Genomic DNA, 1183 nt, shown 5'->3' on the forward strand with positions numbered 1-1183 from the left:
GCGGCGGCGTAGTCGGCACGCTGGCTCGCGGGGTGGATCACCTGCTCGTCGCCGTCGGACGCGCCGAACCCGCGGTAATCGAACAGCAGCGCCGCGTACCCGGCGTCGGCGAACCGTTCGGCGATCGCGGGGTAGCCGAAGGACCGCTCCGCGCCGAGGCCGGGTGCCATCACCACGGTCGGCGGGTCGCTCCCGTCGCCGCCCGGCAGATAGAGGGTTCCGCGACACGTCTCGCCGTCGACATCGAAGGAGAGCGTTCGAGTGGCGAACCGCTCGCGAGGGGGCCGTGCCAACCGTCGCTGCGCCCGGTTGACCGGGTTCCGGCGGGTCACGGCGTGGGACCCTCCGCACCGGCGTCGACGTGTGTGAGCGTTTCGAGGACGCGCGTCGAGAACTCCGTCTCGCTGATCTCGTAGTCGATGAGCGCCTCGAACCACTCCGGCTCGGCCGCCCACGTGCCGAGCGGGTCCCCGGGCGACCGGACGACGGTCGCTTCCACGCGGACTGGCTCCCACTCGTCAGCCTCGGCGCGGTCGATGAGGGCGTTGAGGGCGCGACCGATCTCGCCGTGGTGGACCTCCCGTCCGGGGAAGGCGGTCATGTACGTCACCTCCAGCGGATCGCCCGTGTCCACCGCCTCGACGCTGATCCCGTAGGTACGGAGGGTCGGTTCGATCCCGCCCACCGTCTCGTCATCGCTCATACCGGACGGTCGGCGGGGCGGGATAAATCGGTACCGGCGCGCCGCGGTCGGCTCGATGAAACCCACGACTCCGCGGATATCGTCGTTCAGATGCGCCTTCGAAAAGCCGCTGGCGGGGGCCGTCACGACGGACGGCCGGATCGGTTCTGTCAGAGGCACACGATCCTCCCGCGCGGCCGTTTCCGACGACACCGCGCTATCGGATAAACCATCGGTGAACAGGATTTCAGTTATTCCGCTTACACACGGACGGTCGGAGGGCGGAAGCCCGCCGCGTACTGCGGGGAGGAGGTCACTTATGACCCTGCCGGGAGACGGATCGGTATGCTTCGTGGTGCGCTGGCGACGCCGACGCGGTCCGCGGACGCGGCCGGGACGATCGTCGTGGGGACGGTGTTGACGCTGCTCGCGTGGACCGTTGCGCCGGTCTGGCTCGTCGTCACGCTGCTGTTCCCGCCCGCGGTCCTCGCCGCTCCGCTC

Annotated in this window: 2 protein-coding genes; both read right to left on the bottom strand. The window is 69.9% G+C overall.

Features of this window, described 5'->3' with window-relative positions:
• Nucleotides 1-332: alpha/beta hydrolase (locus ACFQEU_RS16255; protein WP_379783853.1), on the bottom strand; the 332-nt coding region annotated here is incomplete at its 3' end.
• Nucleotides 329-703: a DUF8159 domain-containing protein gene (locus tag ACFQEU_RS16260; protein WP_379783855.1), complete on the bottom strand. Its 375-nt coding sequence runs from the start codon at nt 701-703 to the stop codon at nt 329-331. The genes ACFQEU_RS16255 and ACFQEU_RS16260, both read right to left, overlap by 4 nt.
• Between the last annotated feature and the right edge of the window lie 480 nt (nt 704-1183).

Source organism: Halorubrum tibetense, assembly GCF_042661865.1.
GTDB lineage: Archaea > Halobacteriota > Halobacteria > Halobacteriales > Haloferacaceae > Halorubrum > Halorubrum tibetense.

Excerpts from the sequence above, each read along its gene's own strand:
- ACFQEU_RS16260 (WP_379783855.1), bottom strand. The coding sequence starts at position 703 with ATGAGCGATGACGAGACGGTGGGCGGGATCGAACCGACCCTCCGTACC.